Source organism: Pseudomonas cichorii (genome assembly GCF_015471405.1).
Classification (GTDB): domain Bacteria; phylum Pseudomonadota; class Gammaproteobacteria; order Pseudomonadales; family Pseudomonadaceae; genus Aquipseudomonas; species Aquipseudomonas serbiensis.
Map to the genome: position 1 here is coordinate 134,801 of NZ_BLVZ01000010.1, position 20,308 is coordinate 155,108.

The 20,308-nt window shown below is 58.5% G+C and carries 12 protein-coding genes and 2 tRNA genes; 4 read left to right on the forward strand and 10 right to left on the reverse strand.

Annotated elements, in window-relative coordinates; genetic code table 11:
* Positions 1 to 69: 69 nt before the first annotated feature.
* The 8 genes from JL015_RS17185 to JL015_RS17220 form a co-directional block, all read right to left on the reverse strand.
* Positions 70 to 504, reverse strand: coding sequence for a RidA family protein (locus tag JL015_RS17185; RefSeq protein WP_025261158.1), 435 nt, complete (start codon positions 502 to 504; stop codon positions 70 to 72).
* Between the two features lie 24 nt (positions 505 to 528).
* Complete coding sequence (locus tag JL015_RS17190; protein WP_201019314.1) at positions 529 to 2,112, reverse strand: flavin monoamine oxidase family protein; 1,584 nt, start codon at positions 2,110 to 2,112, stop codon at positions 529 to 531.
* A gap of 21 nt (positions 2,113 to 2,133) precedes the next feature.
* The gene (locus JL015_RS17195; protein ID WP_201019315.1) at positions 2,134 to 3,081 is read right to left on the reverse strand and encodes an ABC transporter substrate-binding protein; all 948 of its coding nucleotides are present in this window, start codon (positions 3,079 to 3,081) and stop codon (positions 2,134 to 2,136) included.
* 30 nt (positions 3,082 to 3,111) lie between these two features.
* Positions 3,112 to 3,897 (reverse strand): amino acid ABC transporter ATP-binding protein, encoded by a 786-nt coding sequence (locus JL015_RS17200; protein ID WP_201019316.1) that lies wholly within the window; start codon positions 3,895 to 3,897, stop codon positions 3,112 to 3,114.
* Positions 3,890 to 4,861, reverse strand: coding sequence for an amino acid ABC transporter permease (locus JL015_RS17205; RefSeq protein ID WP_201019317.1), 972 nt, complete (start codon positions 4,859 to 4,861; stop codon positions 3,890 to 3,892). The genes JL015_RS17200 and JL015_RS17205 overlap by 8 nt, the downstream gene beginning before the upstream one ends.
* A gap of 80 nt (positions 4,862 to 4,941) precedes the next feature.
* A complete protein-coding gene (locus JL015_RS17210) occupies positions 4,942 to 7,320 on the reverse strand; it encodes a TonB-dependent receptor plug domain-containing protein (protein ID WP_236250235.1) in 2,379 nt (792 codons plus the stop codon).
* 784 nt (positions 7,321 to 8,104) lie between these two features.
* Positions 8,105 to 8,181: transfer RNA gene (locus tag JL015_RS17215), tRNA-Asp, on the reverse strand.
* 21 nt (positions 8,182 to 8,202) lie between these two features.
* Positions 8,203 to 8,278 (reverse strand) — tRNA-Val (locus JL015_RS17220).
* A gap of 161 nt (positions 8,279 to 8,439) precedes the next feature.
* On the opposite strand from JL015_RS17220, the gene rdgC reads away from it, so the two are divergent.
* From rdgC to JL015_RS17235, 3 genes are all read left to right on the forward strand, one after another.
* On the forward strand, positions 8,440 to 9,360 hold the full coding sequence (gene rdgC / locus JL015_RS17225) for a recombination-associated protein RdgC (protein WP_201019318.1): 921 nt from the start codon (positions 8,440 to 8,442) through the stop codon (positions 9,358 to 9,360).
* 84 nt (positions 9,361 to 9,444) lie between these two features.
* Positions 9,445 to 10,410 (forward strand): bile acid:sodium symporter family protein, encoded by a 966-nt coding sequence (locus JL015_RS17230; RefSeq protein ID WP_122320655.1) that lies wholly within the window; start codon positions 9,445 to 9,447, stop codon positions 10,408 to 10,410.
* Between the two features lie 404 nt (positions 10,411 to 10,814).
* Complete coding sequence (locus tag JL015_RS17235) at positions 10,815 to 12,776, forward strand: methyl-accepting chemotaxis protein (RefSeq protein ID WP_201019319.1); 1,962 nt, start codon at positions 10,815 to 10,817, stop codon at positions 12,774 to 12,776.
* Positions 12,777 to 12,819: 43 nt separating this feature from the next.
* Here JL015_RS17235 and JL015_RS17240 read toward each other — a convergent pair whose 3' ends face one another.
* Positions 12,820 to 14,694 carry an MFS transporter gene (locus JL015_RS17240; RefSeq protein WP_201019320.1) on the reverse strand — a complete coding sequence of 625 codons (1,875 nt, stop codon included), beginning with the start codon at positions 14,692 to 14,694 and terminating at the stop codon, positions 12,820 to 12,822.
* Between the two features lie 217 nt (positions 14,695 to 14,911).
* Between JL015_RS17240 and JL015_RS17245 the strand changes: the two genes are divergently transcribed.
* The gene (locus JL015_RS17245) at positions 14,912 to 18,385 is read left to right on the forward strand and encodes a hybrid sensor histidine kinase/response regulator (protein WP_201019321.1); all 3,474 of its coding nucleotides are present in this window, start codon (positions 14,912 to 14,914) and stop codon (positions 18,383 to 18,385) included.
* 178 nt (positions 18,386 to 18,563) lie between these two features.
* Here JL015_RS17245 and aceK read toward each other — a convergent pair whose 3' ends face one another.
* Positions 18,564 to 20,288: a bifunctional isocitrate dehydrogenase kinase/phosphatase gene (gene aceK / locus JL015_RS17250; RefSeq protein WP_201019322.1), complete on the reverse strand. Its 1,725-nt coding sequence runs from the start codon at positions 20,286 to 20,288 to the stop codon at positions 18,564 to 18,566.
* Between the last annotated feature and the right edge of the window lie 20 nt (positions 20,289 to 20,308).

Here is a 20,308-nt window from a genome sequence, read left to right on the forward strand (position 1 = left end):
GCGCTGCGCGCCCGAACCCCGGTATCCGATGTCTTGGGTTTGAAAAAGTCTGGGAAAAAGCTTGAAGCCTTACGCTGTTCTGGCAGCGATGGCCTCGATTTCCACCAGAGCGCCCGGCAATGGCAGGGCTACGACTTGCAGCGCAGTGCGCGCCGGTTTGTTGGGCTGTTCAGCCGTGCCGAAGAACTGCGTGTAGCCCGCCTGCAAACCGGCGAAATCCAGCTTGCCACCGGTTTCCTCGGCTCCCACCAGAAACACCCGCAATTGCACGATATCGCCCAGATCCAGATCCTGTTGCCTGAGGATATTGCGTATCTTGTTGAACACCGAAACGGTCTGGGTTTCGGTATTGCCGAACGCCGCGGGCGTACCCTTTGGGGCTTGCGGGTCGGCGACATCCGGCAAGGTGCCGCTGACGAATATCAGGCTGGCCGATGCCGGAACGGTCACGGTCTGCGAGATGGGAAAGTCACCGACACTGGTGCGTTTGATCTGGTCGCTCATGGTTGTTACTCCTTCAATGGATAGTCATAGCGCGCCAATGGCGGCTTTGTGTCGCTGCTCGATAACCCGTTCGCCCAATTGCGCCACGACATGGCGTGCAGAGTTGGCTGCCGATTCCTGCCAGATGCCGACTCCGCTTTGCACAAGCCCGTCGCCTGCGAAATACACCCGGCCATGGGCCTCTTCCAGCAAGGCGCTGGCCTGTGCCGGAAACAGTTCGCGCTGCAGCCACGGGCCTTCGCTGTAGGGGATCTGCTCCCAGGACACTGCCAGTGGATTGCGCAACTGCTGCGAGTAACCCGGGTGCAGTAATTCAACCGCCTCTCTGGAAGTCGCAAACTGGGTATTGAAAGGTTGTGTGCCGAAGGTATCGGCGCCCTCGCCCGTGACATACCCGGCCACCAGCAGCCCTTCTCGGGTATTGAGATCGTTGCTCGGATACCAGAGCAGTCGCGCCGGATGCTCGATCCAGGAAATCCCGCCATAGGTGCGGTACTCGCTTTCCCAGAATCGCGGCGACTGCCAGGCCACCTTGGTTGCGTGGCCGTTATGGGTGCTGAGCAGCGCGGCCTTGACCGGATCGCTGAAATCCGTGTCGAGCCTGGCCAGCAGTGGCAGCGGCAAGGTGGACACCAGATAGTCGGCACGTACCACTTGCTCGCGGCCGCTGTGCTGATCGTGATAAGTGACCGCCACACCGTCCTCAAGCTGGCGGATGCGACGCACCTGTGCGCCCAGTTGCACCTGATCGGTCAGGCGGCTGTAGAAGGCGTCGGTGATGCGGTCCATCCCGCCCACCGGCTGAAACATCGTGGCCGAGAACTCGGGAAACTCGGAATGCAGGAGTGCGCCCCACAACTCGGGGTGTAGCAGCCGATCCAGCGCCACTGGCGCCAGACTCCCCGGCAGGGCACCCGGATTGCTGGGTGAATCCTGATGGCCGGAGCGAATGCTGCCTTCGTAGGCCAGTTCCTGAGACAGGTCGCCATAGACCTGCAAGAACGCCAGCAGACGAGTGCGTTCTTCGGCGCTCAATACATCGTCCAGCGCATCACGTTGCACCGCCGTGGCCAACAGCCCGGAAAGATGCCCGCGAGCATCGTTGATCGCCTGGCCTACCGTAAAAGCAGGCTGTTCAAGGTCTGGACGCACTTGCGCGCCATGGCTGGTGTTGACCAGCACCTCAAGCGGCACCCCCAGCTCGCTGCAATAGTCGAGCAAGGTCCGGTGCTGACTCGGAATCCGCGCAGGACCGGCATTGAAATACACCCCCTGATCGAACTGCGCGGTTTGCGTGCGGCCATCGAGGTAATCGACCTTATCGCCGTTGCGCAGGGTCCAGGTGCGACCGCCCACGCGGTTGCGAGCCTCCAGCACTTGTACCTTGAAGCCGGCGCGGCTCAGTTCCAGTGCAGTGACCAGCCCGGCAATACCGGCACCGAGTACCAGCACGCTGGTGCCCTGCCCCGTATCGGCTTTCAGCTTCAAGGGTTGTGGCCGCCGATGAGACGAAGGCCCCAGCCCCAGCGCAGCCAGCGCCCCCTTGACGGCTTGCTCGCCGCCTACTGCTGCAATACTGGAAAGCGCTTCACGTCGTGTCAGTCCCATTTCATGTCCTCCCTGAATGGCTCAATCCGGCAAGCCTGGCGGGTTGATCTCCGATTGATCGATACGCTCCACATCCAGCCCCCAGCGCTTGAGCACCTGGTCATATTGCCCACCGGCAATCACGCCCTGGAGCGCAGTGTGGATCGGCTTGACCAGGCCGTTGTCCTTGCGCGTGGTCACTGCGATATCGGCGCGACGCGGCCAGCCACCGTTGACGATGCCCACCCGCTTGATGCCGTTGGTCAGCGCCTGCGAATAGGCCGAAAGTGCATTGGGGCCAAAGGTGGCATCGACGCGACCCGATTGAACGGCCAACTGCGCAGCCGCCACGTCGTCGTAGTACTGCAACAAGGCGGGCTTGATACCGGCCTTTTCGTTTTCCTCGTTCCAGGCCAGCAGGACTTTCTCCTGATTGGTGCCGGAGCCGACGATGATCTTCAGCCCGGCAATATCGCTGGCCTGTTTGATGGAGGTAATCTTGCTGTTGGCCTTCACATAGAAGCCCAGCACGTCCTGCCGATAGGTTGCGAAATCAAAACGCTTCTTGCGCGCCTCGGTAACGGTCACGTTGCTGATCACCGCATCGTATTTGCCCGAACTGACGCCCAGCGGCCAGTCTTCCCAACTGGTCTGAACCACATTCAGTTGCAGGCCAAGGCTGTCAGCCACCAGTTGCGCGGTGTCGGCTTCGCTGCCGATGGTGGTCTTGTCGTCGGAGGCCAGCAGAGCCAGAGGCGGCCCGGCAGTTCCAGAGACGGCAACCGTGAATTTGCCCGGCTGGGCGAACTTGAAGCCCTGTGGAATCTGCGCAATGGCTTCCTCGTTGCGCGGCGCACGGATGCGCTGCTGGTCAGGGCTCAGATTGATCTTTTGCACGGTCGGCGGCGTAGCGCTCTCAGCGGCCAACACAGGTTGAGCCAGGCCGATGGCTATCGTCAGCAGCGCCAGGCGCGCGGTATTTGCAAGCATGCGAAGTCACTCCTTTAACACTCGAAAAATTCACAGCACCTTGCCCAGGAAGGCGATGGTGCGAGGATGGCGGGGTTGGCGAAATATCTGTTCGGGAGGCCCTTCTTCGATCAACTGGCCTTCGCAGAGAAACACCACATGGTCGGCCACTTCCCTGGCAAACCCGATTTCATGGGTCACGACCACCAGCGTCACGCCAAGCCGGGTCAGGCCCTTGATGACGTCCAGCACCTCACCGACCAGTTCCGGGTCCAGCGCGGAGGTCGGCTCGTCGAACAGCAGCACTTTGGGATCGAGCGCCAGGGCACGGGCGATGGCTACACGCTGCTGTTGACCACCGGAAAGCTGCCGTGGATAAGCGTCGGCCTTGTCTTGCAGGCCTACCTTGCCCAGCAGTTCCAGTGCCCGGTCGCGGGCCTCGGATTTGCTCCAGCGCTTGTGGGCCAGAGGGGCTTCGGCGATGTTTTCCCAGGCCGTGAGGTGCGGGAACAGATTGAAGTTCTGGAACACGAAACCCACGTCGATGCGACGCTTGAGAATCTCGCTCTCCTTGAGTTCATAGAGCAGATCGCCCTTGCGCCGGTAGCCGACATATTCACCGTCGATGGTGATGTGCCCGCTGTCGATTTTCTCCAGATGATTGATGGTCCTGAGCAAGGTCGACTTGCCGGAACCGGAAGGCCCGAGGATCACCGTGACCTTGCCCGGCTCGATGGTCAGGTCGATATTCTTGAGCACTTCCTGATTGCCGAAACGCTTGCCCACGTTCTGTATCTGGATACGACCGGCGCGTACCGCCATTGCAGACTCAGCCATGGGTCTTCTCCTTGAACCAGTGACGCAGGCGTTGCAAGGGAGTCGGCGGCAGGACACGCGCCGTGCCCCGGGCAAAATGGCGCTCGATGTAGTACTGGGCGCAGGTCAGTAAAGTGGTGATGATCAGGTACCAGACCGTGGCGACGATCAGCAGCGGAATCACGGCCTGGGTGCGGTTGTAGATCACCTGCACGGTGTAGAACAGGTCCGGCAGGGCCAGCACGTAAACGATGGAAGTCCCCTTGACCAGGCCAATGATTTCGTTGAATCCCGAAGGCAGGATCGAACGCAGGGCCTGGGGCAGGATGATGCGGAAAATCCGCCGCTGCGCTGGCAAGCCCAGTGCTGCGGCCGCTTCATGCTGACCGTTGTCGACGCTGATGATGCCGCCACGAATGATTTCCGCGGTATAGGCCGCCTGCATCAGGCTCAGCCCCAGCACCGCCACGGTGAACTGGCTCAACACATCGACTGTGGACCATTCGGCCAGCACGATTTCGGTGAACGGCACACCCAGCACGATGTGATCGTAGAGGTAGGCAAAGTTGTAGAGGATGATCAGTACCAGCAAGGCTGGCATCGAACGGAAAAACCAGATGTAGCCCCAGGCCAGTGACGCCAGCAGCGGCGACTTCGACAGGCGCGCCAGTGCCAGCGCCGTCCCGAGCAGGATACTGAACACCGTGCTCAGGACCGTGAGCAGCAAGGTCTGCCCCAGCCCGCGCAACACCGACGGCGAGAAGAACCACTTGGCAAACACATCCCACTCCCAGCGCGGGTTGGTGGCCAGCGAATGGACGATGCCAAACAACACCAGTGCGGCAAAGACAGAGCCTACCCAACGCCACGGATGACGGGCCGGGACAATCTGCAATGTTTTGGCAGGAGCCGCTGCCTGAGCCTCGGGCACCTTGTAGTGAGTCTCCTCGCTTCGGAGGTCGAACGGTTTGGCGACAATGGGCATCTCGGGTTCCTCGCACGCAATGACACGTGATCGCGTCTTGTTAATGTCGAACAGCCTGGGCGCAGTGACTGCGCGCTCACTTAAAAGGCATACGTCAGGCGGGTGTAGTAATAGCCACCGGTAAATCCGAAGGGCGAGTAAGTGCCGTAGCTACTGGTCATGGTGTTGCTGGGGATGCCCTGCTTCTTGGGATAGACGTCAAACAGGTTCTTGGCGCCCACGGCGATGTTCAGGTCTTTGGTGAGGTTGTAGCCGACGTCCAGATCGGTGATCCATTTGGCGGCGTAGATACGATCCAGGGATCGGTCGGTGGAATCGTTGACTTCCTTGTAGGAGCCATAGCGGGTCAGGGCCAGATTGATATTGAACTTGTCGATGCTCCAGTCGCCGCCCAGGATCAGCTTGGTCTTGGGCTGAATACCGGTCACATCGTTGCGGGCCTCACGGTCCATCAAGTCATAGGAAGTACCCAGAATGGTGGTGGAAGCCTTGTAGCTGAGGATTTCGGTCTGGTTCCAGTTGAACGCCGCGGTCCACTTCACCGAACCGAACGCGCCCAGGTCCTGGCGGTAGTTACCGACCACATCCACGCCCTTGGTCCGGGTGTCGGCACCGTTGATGAAATACTGGCCGCCCGACGTCGAATTGATGCCGTTATCCAACAGCACTTGAGTGACTTCACTGCCCAGCAGCGTGCCGGTCAGGGTGATGCGGTCGCGAATGTTGATCACATAGGCATCGGCGGTGAGGCTCAGGCGCTCGGTCGGCGTCAGGGTGAAGCCCAGGCTGAAGTTGGTGGAGCGCTCAGGCTTGAGGTCTTCGGCCCCCAAGGCTCTGGCCGCGTCCGAGGCAACCGGCAGCACACCGAAGTTGATGGACTGATAGACGCCATTCACCACGCCATAAGTGGTCGAACGGGCACTGAACAGGCTATTGGCCAGCGAAGGTGCCCGGAAACCGTTGCTCACCGTCGCCCGCACGGCGAACTCGGGGGTGAAGTCATAACGGGTTGTCAGCTTGCCACTGCGGGTCGCGCCCACACCCTGGTTGTAGTGCTCATAACGCAACGCCGTGCCCAGATACCACTGTGGTATCGGGTTGAAACCGACGTCGACATAACTGGCGACGCTGTTGCGCGTGGCGCTGCTGGCTTCGTCAGGAGAAATACCGTTGGTGACCTGCGCGCCGGAAGAAGCGCAATTGCCTGGCGAGACGCAATATCCACCGTTGGCATAGGAAGCCCAGTCACCTTCCTGAACTTCATATCCATCGCGTCGATGCTCGAAGCCGTAAGACAGATCCAGAGGTTTTTGCAGGCCGATATCGAAGCCGCGCTTGAAATCCAGATTGGTGGTCAGTTCGGTGGCAATCCAGGTGCCGGAAGTAAAGTTGTTGGGCGTTGCCTCGCCCAGGGACGGGTTCTGGTTGCGCTCGGTGCCCTGCTCGGCCTCGTTGCGGCCATAAGTCGAAGACAAGTCCCAGTCCCACTCGCCGACCTGGCCCTTGGCACCGAATGCCGCCTGGAAGTCTTCCTCATCGATGTACCAGATTGGCACATACCCGCCGGGGTATCCGTTGGGGCCGGTCGTGATGGTATTGGTGATGGTGGGCAGGCGAAAGTTCTGACCCTGCTCGGCCTTGCGACGCGAATAGGTGGTGAACGAATAAAGGCTGAGATCATCGCTGACCGGCAATTCGGCGTTATAGCCCAGGGTCAGCAGGTTGATCTTCGGTGTGCCGTAGCCGCCATACGTGGACTTGCCTGCCAGATCCAGCGCCTGATCATAGGTGTAGCCGTTGGCACTGGCCTTGTTGTCATCGTTCTGGCTGCGGGCATCGAGCGCGAGCTGCACGATGCCGCCATCGCCGATCTCGAAACCCTTGTTCAGACTCTGCTGAACCGTCTGCTTCTTGCCGTCATAACCAATACCCGCGTTGGTAACGGCAGTGCCGCTGGTATCGGCCTTGAGAATGACGTTGATCACACCTGCGATGGCATCGGAGCCATATTGAGCGGCAGCCCCGTCGCGCAGCACTTCAACGTGGTCGATGGCGCTGATGGGAATGAAATCCAGGTCGGCAGGTGCCGCGCCGGTATTGATACCGTTGATATTCAAGGTCGCACTGGTGTGGCGGCGCTTGCCATTGACCAGCACCAACACTTCGGCGGCACTCAGCCCACGCAAGTTCGGCGCACGGGCCATGCCGCTGGCGTCCCAGCCGGTTTTTTCCGGCAGGGTCAGGGATGGAATCACGGCACTCAAGGCCTCCATCAGGCCGGGTTTGCCGGTGCTTTGCAGTTGCCTGGCGCTGACCACATCGATCGGCACCGGGCTGCTGGTGACGGTGCGCTGCTCGGCACCACGGTTACCGGTCACCACCACCGTAGACAGGGTATCGCCACTCTGGGACGAAGCCTCCTGTGCCTGAACCGCCCCGGCCAGCAACACGCTCCCCATAGCCAAGGCCAACGGGTTCAAGCGCAGACTGCGCCTGGACACATGAACATCCTGTAAGACTCTCTGCACATCCACTCCAAAGGGCCGCCATTGCAGCCCGCTCATCCAAATTGCGCGGTCGGGCACTCACGCCGTCATCGAGACAGCGAGCCATGCGTTTATTCGTTGATGCCGACATTCAGTCCCGGTGCTTGAAAACACCCGAAACGAAACGCGAGCTAACTGTGCGCAGTTGAACGAGCAGGAGGCTGGAATACTGCAGAGCGCCTGTCAGCGACAGGGCGAGAAGAACCCGGATAACGGGATTGAAGTGGCAACATACATCGAACTCCCTTCCAACGATCCTGCAACAGGGGTCAGTGGTGGATCACCCTGGCATGCCTTGCAAACTCAGGCTCCTGGCCTGTTTGCGCGATGGCATGCGCGCAGAACCTTGATCACGATTGGTACCATCCGAGGTGAGGGGTAGGCTGTCGAAACCAAACATAACGGAATCAATCGCTCAAAAAAACTTCTATTTGGCTATAAGCTAATATGATAAATATTGATTTTTAATTTGATACATAATCCAAAAAATGAATATAAGAAGGACCATGCGGGCGTAGGAGCGAATTCATTCGCGAGACGACATTGAAGGCGATGTCTTTTCGTGGGGTGTACCGGGCGGCATTGATGCAGGATTCTTCGCGAATGAATTCGCTCCCAGACCGCAGAAAGCAAAAAAGCGACCCTAAGGTCGCTTTTCTGGTTGCTTCAAGGAGTTCAAGGGCCTTGAAGCTTAATATGGCGCAGCGGACGGGACTCGAACCCGCGACCCCCGGCGTGACAGGCCGGTATTCTAACCGACTGAACTACCGCTGCGCGTAACACTAAGAGAGAGATTGGTGGGTGATGACGGGATCGAACCGCCGACCCTCTGCTTGTAAGGCAGATGCTCTCCCAGCTGAGCTAATCACCCTTCACTCTCGGTGTGGCGCGCATTCTACGGAGCGCCCCATACTCTGGCAAGCACTTTTTTAAATAATTTTTATAATCCTTCCAAAGGCTTAGCGCAGGGTTGGCCCGGACGGCCGAGCAGCGAATAATGCCCTCCTTTGTATGGAAGGAGAGATTCACCTCATGTGGTTCAAAAACCTGCTTATCTATCGCCTGACCCAGGATGTGCCTTTTGACGCCGAGGCGCTGGAAACTGCATTGGCGACCAAGCCGGCCCGCGCCTGTGCCAGCCAGGAGTTGACCACTTACGGTTTCGTCGCACCATTCGGCAAGGGCGAGGACGCGCCATTGGTACACGTCAGCCAGGACTTCCTGCTGATTGCTGCGCGCAAGGAAGAACGCATTCTGCCCGGCAGCGTGGTACGTGATGCATTGAAGGAAAAGGTCGACGAGATCGAAGCCGAACAGATGCGCAAGGTCTACAAGAAAGAGCGTGACCAGCTAAAGGATGAAATCATCCAGGCCTTCCTGCCTCGTGCCTTTATCCGTCGCTCGGCCACTTTCGCCGCCATTGCGCCGAAACAGGGCCTGATTCTGGTCAACGCTTCCAGCCCGAAGCGTGCCGAAGACCTGCTGTCGACCCTGCGTGAAGTGATCGGCTCGTTGCCGGTGCGTCCGCTGACCGTCAAGACCGCGCCAAGCGCAATCATGACCGACTGGGTCAAGACCCAGAAAGCCGCCGACAACTTCTTTGTACTGGACGAATGCGAACTGCGCGACACCCACGAAGATGGTGGCATCGTGCGTTGCAAGCGTCAGGACCTGACCAGCGATGAAATCCAGTTGCACCTGAACACCGGCAAGGTCGTCACCCAGCTCTCGCTGGCCTGGCAAGACAAGCTGTCGTTCGTTCTGGACGACAAGCTGGTGGTCAAGCGCCTGAAGTTCGAGGATCTGCTGCAGGATCAGGCCGAACAGGACGGCGGCGACGAAGCCCTGGGCCAGCTGGACGCCAGCTTCACTCTGATGATGCTGACCTTCGGCGAGTTCCTGCCTGAGTTGTTCAAGGCACTGGGCGGAGAGGAAATCCCGCAAGGGATCTGATTCTTCCGGCTGGACTGCAACAGGATGACGCCGCCTATATAGGCGGCGCCTCTTTTTCATGGATACAGGAAAAAGGAACAAGACATGCGGGCATTGGTAGCCTTGAGCCGTTTTGTAGGGAATACGTTTGCGTACTGGGTGCTGTTGTTCGCTATTCTGGCGTTCCTGTTCCCTCAGGTGTTCATCGGTCTTAAAGGCTGGATTGTCCCGTTGCTGGGGCTGGTCATGTTCGGCATGGGCCTGACACTCAAGCTTGAAGACTTCTCTGAGGTGGTGCGTAACCCGTGGCGCGTGGCGCTGGGTGTGGTCGCGCACTTCGTCATCATGCCGGGCGTCGCCTGGCTGTTGTGCCAGATTTTTCATCTGCCACCGGAAATCGCAGTGGGTGTGATTCTGGTGGGTTGCTGCCCGAGCGGCACCTCATCCAATGTCATGGCCTGGCTGGCCAAGGGTGATCTGGCGCTGGCAGTGGCCATCGCAGCCGTCACCACCCTGCTCGCTCCGTTGCTGACGCCCACCCTGATCTGGTTCCTGGCCTCGGCCTGGCTGCCGGTATCCTTCACCGATATGTTCTGGTCGATCCTGCAACTGGTGATGCTGCCGATCTGCCTCGGCGTCGCCGCCCAGCGCCTGCTCGGTGCCCGGGTCAGCCATGCGGTCGACGTACTGCCGCTGGTCTCGGTGGTCAGCATCGTGCTGATCGTCTGTGCCGTGGTGGCCGCCAGCCAGGCGAAGATCGCCGAGTCCGGCCTGCTGATCATGGCGGTGGTGATCCTGCACAACACCTTCGGTTTCCTGCTGGGTTACTTCACAGGCAAGGTATTCAAGCTGCCGCTGCCGCAGCGTAAATCCCTGGCTCTGGAAGTCGGCATGCAGAATTCCGGGCTGGGTGCTGCGCTGGCCAGCGCACACTTCTCGCCACTGGCGGCAGTACCCAGCGCGCTGTTCAGCGTCTGGCACAATATTTCGGGTGCCCTGCTCTCCACTTACTTCCGCAAGATGCCGGAAGAAAACACTCAACAGCCCGCTGACAAACCTGTCGCTCATTAAGGCCAGGCGTTCATCAATGCCCGGACTGTTTCCATAACCGTCCGGGCAACTAGGCTCTGTACGAAATGTTTTCGAGCGAAGGTGAGGCAAGGCAAAAACAGGCGAGGAAGCGGAGTTTACTGGTGTAAATGAGCATTCCGAGCCTGTTTTTAACGCAGCATCACCGAGCGCAGATACATTTCGTACAAAGTCTAACCCCCTTATAAAACAGACCGTTTCCTTGACCCGGATCAAGGCAGCCTGGTTAGTTTTTGTCGGACAAACTATCCAGCGCAAAATAAAAATATAAAAAACGACCTCCCGCCTAAATCCCCAGTAACATGCGCCGACACATGTAACGCGAACTATAACGACCCCACTCTGTCGCGCGCCAAGATTTCACACATCAAGGGAGCTTCACGAAAATGCTCAAAAATGCACCGCTAAGGATAAAACTCTTATTGATTTTGCTGCTTCCCTTATTGGGCTTCCTGATATTGGCCGGCGTATTTGTTTCAAATAATTACAAAACTTTGAACGACATGAACAAGACAGTAACGGCCAGTGCTACAGCCCAGAAACTGAGCCGTCTTATCACGACACTGCAACGCGAGCGTGGCGCCAGCGGCGTGTTCCTGGGCAGTCGCGGCACGACCATGGGCGACCGGCTTATCGAATTGCGCAAGGATTCGAATCTCACTATAGAGGCCGTACGCGAGTTATCTACATCCGGAGCCTCCGAACTCGACCCTGTACTTCGCGCACTCGACAGCGTGATACAAACTCGCACTAACGTCGACAAGCAGGCTATCAACAGTACCGAGTCGGGAGCACGTTATACCCAGGTCATTCAAACACTTATTGGTTATACCCACTCTCTGGAGGCCAGCGTCAATAATGCGACTATTGTTCACGCCCTCAGCGCGCTGAATCAATTCATCGAAATGAAAGAGCGAGCTGGCCGCGAACGTGTCGTACTTGGCCTGGTGTTCAATCAGGATCGTTTCGACGAAAAACTATTGTCGAGCTTCAGCCGTAATCTCGGAGAGTTCATCGCTTATTCCGAGTCATTCAGCCGCAAGGCGCCGACAGACTCCTTGAAGGAATTCAATGAGAAAATGCAGGCCCCCGCAGCATTGGAAGTCGGCAAGTTGCAGCGTCTGGCATTTGATGTGCCGATGGGGCAAGCACTGGGCATCAAGCCGCAAGCCTGGTTTGAAACCTCTACGCGCCGTATCGACATGATGAGCGATATTGAAGAGGACCTGGGCCAGAGTGTCAGCAAGCTCGCCATGCATGAACGCAATGTCGCCAACCGCGCCCTGTGGCTGACTATCGGTGCTGCCATCGCCGCACTGCTTGCGGTATCGGCACTGTCGTATCTGATCATTCGCAATATCAACCTGGCGGTCAGTGATGTGAACAAGGTGCTGGACGACCTTGCCGGGCGTGATCTCACTGCAAGAGCGACCTACGAGAGCAAGGACGAGTTCGGCCAGATCTCACGTAACCTCAACCGGATGGCGCAAGAGATCCGAGATATCGTTCAGGAAATCGGCAATGCCACCGCACAGGTAGCGACCGCAGCCGAGGAGTGCTCCACCGTCACCTCAGAAACCAGCCGCAGCATCGAGCAGCAACGCCAGAGCACTGAGCTGGTAGCCACGGCGATCAACGAGATGAGCACAACCGTCAGGGAAGTGGCGCTCAGCACCAGCGATGCAGCGCAAATGTCCCAACAGGTCAACACCAGCACAACGCAAGGCCGTGGTGAAATCGAGAGCACCATCGAACTGATTCGCCAGTTGTCGGGGCAGGCCGAGCAGACAGCTTCCATTATTGGCGACCTGAAACACGAGAGTGACGCGATTTCTTCAGTGCTTGATGTCATTCGCGGGATTGCTGAGCAGACCAACCTGCTGGCCTTGAACGCCGCCATCGAAGCCGCGCGCGCCGGCGACCATGGCCGTGGCTTTGCAGTAGTGGCCTCAGAGGTGCGCACCCTGGCGCAGAAGACTCAGGAATCCACCGGCAGCATTCAGCAGATGATTACCAATCTGCAGACAGGTTCTGACCGGGCGACCACCTCGATGCAGGAAACCCTGGGCAAGGCGCAGTCCGGAGCTCTCAAGGTCGAGCGCGCTGGCGAACTGCTGACGGAAATCGCCGAAGGGGTGACCAGCATCAGCGACCGCAACATTCAGATCGCCTCGGCGGCGGAAGAACAGAGTGCGGTGTCCGAGGATATCAACCGCAACGTCAACGAGATCAACGATCTGGTCATTCAGGTCAGTGCCGGTGCTGAACAGACAGCCATTACCAGCCAGGAACTGGCGCGACTGGCCGAACACCAGCAGCGTCTGGTCAGCCGCTTCAAGGTTGCCTGACACTCGCATGCAAGGGGCGTATCGACCGCCCCTTGCATATCCTCTAGCGCCCAGCCCCTCTCAACGCTTTCACCTGCTCTCGCACATCGGCAGGTTTAGCTGCATCGGCCGCAATCGCAGCGCCTGCAACCAGCACCACTCTCGACCACAGGCGACGAAACAGCTTCTTGTCCGGCGCATAGCTGAAGAAGCTGCCCCACAAACCTTGCAACGCCAGCGGGATCACCGGCACCGGCGTCTCCTCGATCACACGGGTCATGCCGCCCTTGAAGCCACTGATTTCGCCATCGCGGGTCAGTTTGCCTTCCGGGAAGATGCAGACCAGTTCACCGTCCGCAAGGTATTGGGCAATCCGTTTGAACGCCTGCTCGTAGATTTCCAGGTCTTCGTTGCGCCCCGCAATCGGGATGGTACCGGCCGTGCGGAAAATGAAGTTGAGCACCGGCAGGCGATAGATCTTGTAATACATGACAAAACGGATCGGCCGCCGCACGGCGCCACCGATCAGCAACGCATCAACAAAGGACACATGGTTGCAGACCAGCAAGGCCGGGCCTTCTTCAGGGATCAGGTCCAGGTTGCGATGCTCGACGCGGTACATGGAATGGCTAAGCAGCCAGATCATGAAACGCATGGTGAACTCGGGGACGATCTTGAAGATGTAGGCGTTGACCGCGATGTTCATCAGCGAGATCACCAGGAACAACTGCGGGATCGACAGTTTGGCGAAGCTGAGCATCAGGATGGAAACGATGGCCGACACCACCATGAACAGCGCATTGAGAATGTTGTTGGAAGCAATGACCCGCGAGCGCTCCTTCTCCGGGGTTCGGGACTGGATCAGCGCGTACAGCGGCACGATGTAAAAGCCACCGAAAACCCCGATCCCGAGAATATCCAGCAATACCCACCAGGCCTGTCCATAGGAAAGCACGGCCAGCCAGTCGTTGGCCTGCACGTTCTGCGGGAATCCGCCCGAATGCCACCACAGCAACAAGCCAAACACCGTCAGCCCCATGGAGCCGAACGGCACCAGACCAATCTCGACCTTGTGGCCGGACATCCGCTCACAAAGCAACGAGCCCAGAGCAATACCGATGGAGAACACCGTCAGGATCAGTGTGACAACGGTTTCGTCGCCGTACATCCACTCCTTGGCGTAGGCCGGGATCTGTGTCAGGTAAATAGCCCCCACGAACCAGAACCAGGAGTTGCCGACAATCGAGCGCGACACCGCAGGTGTTTGCCCAAGCCCCATGCGCAAGGTAGCCCAGGACTGGGTGAAGATATTCCAGTTCAGCTTCATTTCCGGGGAAGCCGCTGGCGCTTTCGGAATGCCGTAACTGGCCACGAAACCCAGGCATGCCACCAGCACAATGGCGGCAGATACCACGAAGGCGTAATGACTGGAGGACATCATGATCCCGGCGCCAATGGTGCCCGCAAGGATCGCCAGGAAGGTGCCCATTTCCACCAGCCCGTTCCCGCCGACCAACTCGTTCTCACGCAGGTGCTGCGGCAGGATCGAATACTTGACCGGCCCGAACAGTGCCGAATGAGTGCCCATGGCAAACAGCGCCAGCAACATCATCCACAGATGATCAAACAGAAACCCGGCAGCACCGACCACCATGATGCCGATCTCCGCAAGCTTGATAAGCCGGATCAGCGCATCCTTGGGGTACTTCTCGCCAAACTGCCCGGCCAAGGCCGAAAACAGAAAGAACGGCAGGATGAACAACAAGGCGCACAAGTTGACGTAGATCGAACGGTCGCCGTCGATGCTCAACTTGTAAAGGATGGCGAGAATCAGTGACTGCTTGAAGATGTTGTCATTGAATGCCCCAAGGGACTGGGTGATGAAAAACGGCAGAAAGCGCCGTTTTCCGAGCAGGCTGAATTGTGACTGTTGGCTCATCGTCCGTGGTCCTGAATGGCTTGGCTAATTGGAAGTTCTGAATCCAATCCGGAGCACATTGAAGACGTAACGTTGCCGGATGTCGATAGGCCCGCTCCTGCAACCTGGAAATACGTCTCCTGCGACATAACACCACGCTCGACCTTGGTCGAGAAAGACGAACGCCAGGCATCGTGCGAGACTGCCGGTTCGAGATCGATACACTCTGGAAATTCATATGTCGCTGTCCAGCGGGCTGATTGCTGCCGTTGCCCTGACCTATATGGCCATCATGTTTGCCATTGCCTTCTATGGCGACCGGTACAGCGCCTCGCTGCGCCCGACCATGCGCGCCTGGGTCTATAGCCTTTCGCTGGCTGTTTATTGCACAAGCTGGACCTTCTTCGGGGCTGTGGGCCAGGCGGCCGAGCAATTATGGTCGTTTTTGCCGATCTATCTGGGGCCTATCGTCTTGATGCTGCTCGCACCCTGGGTGCTGCAGAAGATGGTGTTGATCAGCAAGCAGGAAAACATCACCTCGATTGCCGACTTCATTGCTGCGCGCTACGGCAAGTCGCAACCGCTGGCGATCATGGTGACGCTGATCTGCCTGATCGGGATGCTGCCGTACATTGCCCTGCAGCTCAAAGGCATCGTGCTGGGAGTCAATATCCTGATCGGTGCCGGCCCCGACTCAACCGGCACTCGCGCCCAGGACACAGCGCTGGTGGTCTCGGTGGTTCTGGCGCTGTTCACCATCGTGTTCGGTGCCCGCAACCTCGACGTCACCGAACACCATCGCGGCATGGTGCTGGCGATTGCCTTTGAAGCGCTGGTCAAGCTGCTGGCGTTCATGGCGGTCGGGGTGTTCGTCACCTTTGGCCTGTACGATGGCTTCGATGACCTGTTCAATCAGGCGAAGCTCGCACCGCGCCTTGAGGAATACTGGAAAGAAACCATCAACTGGCCAGCGATGATTGTGCAGACCGGCGTGGCGATGATGGCGATTGTCTGTCTGCCCCGGCAGTTCCACGTCACCGTGGTCGAGAACATCGAACCCCAGGACTTGCACCTGGCCAAATGGGTATTCCCCGCTTATCTGGCCCTGGCCGCGCTGTTCGTGGTGCCCATTGCTCTGGCCGGGCAAATGCTGTTGCCAGGTTCCATGCTGCCCGACTCGTTCGTCATCAGCCTGCCGCTGGCCCATGCGCATCCATCACTGGCGTTGCTGGCATTTATCGGTGGTGCTTCGGCAGCCACCGGCATGGTGATCGTCGCCAGTGTCGCGCTGTCGACCATGATCTCCAACGACATGCTGCTGCCCTGGCTGCTGAGGCGCAAGAATACGGAGCGGCCGTTCGAGGCGTTCCGCTACTGGATGCTATCGGTACGCCGCATCAGCATTGTGGTGATCCTGCTGCTGGCCTATGTCAGCTATCGCATGCTAGGTTCCACGGCGAGTCTGGCAACCATCGGCCAGATTGCCTTTGCCGCCATCACCCAACTGGCTCCTGCCATGTTTGGTGCGTTGTACTGGAAACAGGCCAACCGCCGAGGCGTATTCGCCGGTCTCGCGGCGGGTATCTTCATCTGGTTCTACACCCTGGTACTGCCGGTCGTGGCCCACGGCATGGATTGGTCGCTGGACAACTTCCCCTTGCTGAGCTGGCTGCACAGCAACCCCCTGGACTTGCCAATCACGCCAATGACCCAGAGCGTCGTGCTGTCAATGCTGGGTAACTGCACGCTGTTCGTCTGGGTATCGATGCTGTCGCGCACCCGCGTTTCGGAACACTGGCAGGCAGGCCGTTTCATCGGTCAGGAAACCCATGTGCGCCCTGGCAGCCGCCCGTTGCTGGCTGTTCAGGTCGAAGACCTGCTGAGCCTGTCATCACGCTTTGTCGGCGAAGAACGAGCCCGGCAGAGTTTCATCCGCTTCTCCTATCGTCAGGGCAAGAGCTTCAACCCGAACCAGAACGCCAACGGCGAATGGATCGCCCATACCGAACGGCTGCTGGCCGGGGTGCTGGGCACTTCATCGGCCAGAGCCGTGGTCAAGGCGGCCATCGAAGGCCGGGACATGCAGCTTGAAGACGTGGTACGTATCGCCGACGAAGCGTCGGAAGTGCTGCAATTCAACCGCGCTCTGCTGCAAGGCGCCATCGAGAACATCACCCAGGGCATCAGTGTCGTCGATCAGTCCCTGAGGCTGGTGGCCTGGAATCATCGCTATCTGGAGCTGTTCAATTATCCGGACGGTTTGATCAGCGTCGGACGCCCGATTGCCGACATCATCCGCTACAACGCCGAACGTGGCCTGTGTGGACCGGGCGAAGCCGAGGTCCACGTTGCACGTCGACTGCACTGGATGCGTCAGGGCCGGGCACACACATCAGAGCGGCTGTTCCCCAATGGCCGGGTTATCGAGCTGATCGGCAACCCGATGCCTGGCGGCGGGTTCGTGATGAGCTTCACCGATATTTCTGCATTCCGCGACGCCGAGCATGCCCTCAAGGGCGCCAATGAAAGCCTTGAACAACGAGTCGCAGAGCGGACCCACGAGCTGTCGCAACTGAATCTGGCATTGACCGAAGCCAAAGGAATAGCCGAGTCCGCCAACGAATCCAAGACTCGCTTTCTCGCCGCCGTCAGCCACGACCTGATGCAACCGCTGAATGCCGCCCGGCTGTTTTCCGCTGCGTTGTCTCATCAGGAAGAAGGCATCTCCAGTGACGCGCAGCAATTGATCCAGCATCTGGACAGTTCGTTGCGTTCTGCCGAAGACCTGATCAGCGACTTGCTCGATATATCGCGTCTGGAAAACGGCAAGATCACGCCTGATCGGCAACCTTTCGCCCTGAATGCGCTGTTCGACACACTGGGCGCAGAGTTCAAGGCGCTGGCTCAGGAGCAGGGTCTGAAGTTTCGGGTCAGGGGCAGCAAACTGCGGATCGACAGCGACATAAAACTGCTGCGCCGCGTCCTGCAAAACTTCCTGACCAATGCCTTCCGCTATGCCAAAGGCCCGATATTGCTCGGTGTCAGGCGTCATGGTGGCAACCTGAGCCTGGAAGTCTGGGACCGCGGCCCTGGTATTCCCGAAGACAAGCAGAAAGTGATTTTCGAGGAGTTCAAACGCCTGGACAGCCATCAGACCCACGCTGCAAAAGGCCTGGGGCTTGGTCTGGCGATTGCCGACGGCCTGTGTCGAGTGCTCGATCACCCGTTGCAGGTCAAATCATGGCCGGGCAAAGGCAGCATGTTCAGTGTCACCGTTCCTCTGGCTCAACCACTGGCGTTGGTCCCCCACACACCAACCGAACCCAACCGTGTGGTGATGAACGGCATTCAGGTCCTGTGTGTCGACAATGAAGACAGCATTCTGATCGGCATGAACAGCCTGCTGTCACGCTGGGGCTGCCAGGTGTGGACCGCCCGCAATCGTCAGGAGTGCGAAACCCTGCTCAACAACGGCATTCGCCCGGAACTGGCGCTGGTGGACTATCACCTGGACGAAGGTGAAATAGGTACGGAATTGATGGCCTGGCTGCGTACACGGCTGGGACAACCCGTGCCGGGAGTGCTGATCAGCGCCGACGGTCGCCCGGAGCTGATTGCCCAGGTGCATGCGGCCGGGCTGGATTACCTGCCCAAACCGGTCAAGCCAGCGGCCCTGCGGGCGTTGTTGAGCAGGCATGTGCAACTGAGTTGAATACTCAGGAGTAATGCGTTCAGTCAAGGTCATGAATAACTTTGTGGGAGGCAGCTTGCTGGCGACTTGAGCGTACAGACGCAGAATATCTGCCGGCTTCCAGGCCTCTTCGCCAGCAGGCTGCCTCCCATACGTTTTGTTTGTGCCTTAACTGATAGGCATTAGGCTGTAAGCGAATTCATTCGCGAATGAATTGGCTCCTGCACCGCCGATACGGGAACACATCGATCACCTTGCCGGCCCGAATCTCCGCTTGCAGCCCTTTCCAATACTCGGCGTCGTACAGCTCGCCATGCAGGCTGTCGAACAGGCGGCGCTGTTGCAGGTCGGCAAACAGAAAAGGCGGAAACTCCTCGGGGAATACATCCATCGGGCCAATGGAATACCAAGGCTCGCAGGCCATTTCATCCTCGGGCGTACGCGGCGTCGGAATGCGGCGAAAGTTGGCTTCTGTGAGAAAGCAGATTTCGTCGTAGTCATAGAACACCACACGGCCATGACGGGTTACGCCAAAGTTCTTGAGCAACATATCGCCGGGAAAAATGTTCGCTGCCGCCAGTTGCTTGATCGCCAGCCCGTAATCATCCAGCACCTCGCGCATCTGTTCAGGGCTGGCCTGTTCCAGATAGAGGTTCAATGGAATCATGCGCCGCTCGGTCCAGCAGTGGCGAATCAACACTCTGTCCCCATCCTCCACCTCAACGGTGGAAGGTGCCACCTGCAACAGCTCGGCCAGGCACTCGGGCTCGAACTTGCTCAAGGGAAAGCGAAAATCGGCAAACTCCTGGGTATCCGCCATGCGCCCTACCCGGTCGACGCTTTTCACCAATCGGTACTTGTCGATTACGGTCATGCGATCAACATTCTTGGAGGGCGAAAACCGGTCCTTGATGATCTTGAACACCGTATTGAAACCCGGCAGCGTGAACACGCTCATGACCATGCCCCGTACTCCGGGGGCCATGATGAAACGGTCGTCGCTACTGGCCAGATGATGAATCAGTGCGCGATAGAACTCGGACTTGCCTTGCTTGTAGAAACCGATGGAGGTGTACAGCTCGGCAATGTGCTTGCCGGGCAGAATACCTTTGAGAAACCCTACGAACGCTGCCGGCACCGGTACGTCGACCATGAAATACGAACGGGTGAAGGAAAAGATGATCGACACCTCAGCCTCATCGGTGATCAGTGTATCGATCAGGACCCCGAGGCCTTCGCGGTGTACCAACGCAATGACCAGCGGCCATTGTTCCTCGCGGGTGTAGACGCGCCCCACCAGATAGGCACCCTTGTTGCGATAGAAGACCGATGAAAACAGTTCGATACACAGCGTTGGGTCCTTGCACACCCAATCGGGCAGGTTTTCCCGCAGTCGGGCCTGTATTCGCTGTAGATCTGCGCCAAGATCCGCATAAGGCACCTCAAAGCGGTAATCGGCAAATATGCTCTCGAACATGGCCGCGATATCACCCAGCGGCCGGTAGCTGCGAATCTGCGCCATATGCTCATGAGCCTGTGCCGCAGGCCGTGTGCTATGGATGAACATGCGCTCGTCACTGATCAGATCATGACTGAACAGGCCGAAGAAAACCGAGTTGAACCAGGTTTCAGACAGCTCATCGTCCAGTCGCGAATCGATCAGCTCGATATAGACGCTTTTGACGTCAGGCCATGCCCTGACGTCCAGAGGCTGGGCACTGGCGATTGCGACAGCCTCCAGGTGCCCGATCACTTCGTTGACTTTCTGCTCATAGAGATTGATCCGCCCTGCCGAAGCGCTCTGGATCAACTGCCATTGCGCACGCTCGAAACGCTCCCGGGCACCGGCGGTTATCTGCCGGAAGTGCTCACGGTAATCATCGAAGCCGTCGAGGATCAGACGGGCAATAGCGATAGCGGACATGGACGAGCCTCATGTCGAGA

Bases quoted from the DNA above. Each gene is read 5' to 3' on its own strand.
- JL015_RS17185 (WP_025261158.1), bottom strand. From the start codon at position 504: ATGAGCGACCAGATCAAACGCACCAGTGTCGGTGACTTTCCCATCTCG.
- JL015_RS17190 (WP_201019314.1), bottom strand. From the start codon at position 2,112: ATGGGACTGACACGACGTGAAGCGCTTTCCAGTATTGCAGCAGTAGGC.
- JL015_RS17195 (WP_201019315.1), bottom strand. From the start codon at position 3,081: ATGCTTGCAAATACCGCGCGCCTGGCGCTGCTGACGATAGCCATCGGC.
- JL015_RS17200 (WP_201019316.1), bottom strand. From the start codon at position 3,897: ATGGCTGAGTCTGCAATGGCGGTACGCGCCGGTCGTATCCAGATACAG.
- JL015_RS17205 (WP_201019317.1), bottom strand. From the start codon at position 4,861: ATGCCCATTGTCGCCAAACCGTTCGACCTCCGAAGCGAGGAGACTCAC.
- JL015_RS17210 (WP_236250235.1), bottom strand. From the start codon at position 7,320: ATGGGGAGCGTGTTGCTGGCCGGGGCGGTTCAGGCACAGGAGGCTTCG.
- rdgC (WP_201019318.1), top strand. From the start codon at position 8,440: ATGTGGTTCAAAAACCTGCTTATCTATCGCCTGACCCAGGATGTGCCT.
- JL015_RS17230 (WP_122320655.1), top strand. From the start codon at position 9,445: ATGCGGGCATTGGTAGCCTTGAGCCGTTTTGTAGGGAATACGTTTGCG.
- JL015_RS17235 (WP_201019319.1), top strand. From the start codon at position 10,815: ATGCTCAAAAATGCACCGCTAAGGATAAAACTCTTATTGATTTTGCTG.
- JL015_RS17240 (WP_201019320.1), bottom strand. From the start codon at position 14,694: ATGAGCCAACAGTCACAATTCAGCCTGCTCGGAAAACGGCGCTTTCTG.
- JL015_RS17245 (WP_201019321.1), top strand. From the start codon at position 14,912: ATGTCGCTGTCCAGCGGGCTGATTGCTGCCGTTGCCCTGACCTATATG.
- aceK (WP_201019322.1), bottom strand. From the start codon at position 20,288: ATGTCCGCTATCGCTATTGCCCGTCTGATCCTCGACGGCTTCGATGAT.